This window comes from Verrucosispora sp. SN26_14.1, assembly GCF_004307965.1.
Lineage (GTDB): Bacteria > Actinomycetota > Actinomycetes > Mycobacteriales > Micromonosporaceae > Micromonospora.
The window spans coordinates 1-1,101 of record NZ_SISL01000821.1 but is presented as its reverse complement, the minus strand read 5'-3'; the positions used below and the strand labels follow the sequence as shown (position 1 = coordinate 1,101).

The 1,101-nt window shown below is 75.2% G+C and carries 1 protein-coding gene; it reads right to left on the bottom strand.

Annotated features, from left to right (window positions below; genetic code table 11):
• A partial coding sequence (locus tag EYA84_RS32195) for a cupin domain-containing protein (RefSeq protein ID WP_131057894.1) occupies positions 1–1,053 on the bottom strand: 1,053 nt, incomplete at its 3' end.
• Positions 1,054–1,101 lie beyond the last annotated feature (48 nt).

The window sequence follows — 1,101 nt, the reverse complement described above, 5'->3', positions numbered from 1 at the left end:
GAGACAGGGCCAGGCACGCTGCCGCAGCCGGGCCGCGACCTCGGCCGGGTCGGCCCGCAGCAGCCAGTCGCGCAGCGCCTCCACGGTCTCGGTCAGCTCCGGTTCGATGGCGTCCGGGTCGGCCAGGTCGGTGCCGAACGGCAGCGTGGCCCGCAGCCGACGGTCCTCGGCGGCCAGCGCGAGCAACTCCTCGACCAGGGCGTACCGGGTGAACGCGCGGATGCCGACGGTCAGGTGCAGGGAGCTGGTCTCCTGGGCCTGGGCGCTGTGCAGCCAGCCCCGGGGCAGATAGAGCGCGTCTCCCGGTTCGAGCACCACGTCGAGGGCGGGTGTGCCCTGGGCGGTCGCGGTGACCTCGTCGGCCCGGCCACCCCACTGTTGGCGTTCCAGCGGGTCGGGCAGCACCGGCGGGTGGATGCGCCACTGCTTGCGGCCGTCGACCTGGAGCACGAACACGTCGTGGGTGTCGTAGTGGGTGGCGAAGCCCTGGTTGCCCGCCGGTGTCAGGTAGGCGTTGACCTGCATCGGCTGCCCGACGGCCAGGCTGAGGTCACGGGTGAAGTCGATCAGCGCCGGCCAGGTGCGGTGCAGGCCCTGCAGGACGAGGGTGGCCCCGTCCGCGTACAACCGCATGACCTTCTCGTCCAGGACCTGGTCGCCGATCTCGGCGCCGGCACCGCCGCCGCCGGTGTAGCGCGCCGCCGGCAGCACCTGGCCGTCCTTGGCCACCCGCAGGAAGGGGGTACGCAGACCGCGCCGACTGAGCAGCTCGTCGGCGTCGGCGGGGCTGAGCAGGTCGGTGAAGCCGGCCGGGTTGGGCAGCTCGGCGGCGCGGGACAGCAGCGGGGTCTGCCCCCAGTGTGCGGCGGCGAACTTGGCCGCCTCCACGCTGACGCACCGGGCCAACGCCGCCTCGGCGGTCGACGCCGACCCGCCGGGGGCCGCCGCCTCGACGGCACCGTGCGGGGCTGCCGGCTCGCGGGATGCCGCTTCCGCAGGTACGGACGGGACCGCCGGGCGGCCGTGGCCGCCCGGCGGGTCGAGTCGCGTCATCGTCTAGCGCGCGGCGCCGTCGGCGCCACCGTCGTGCTGGCCCGGGGT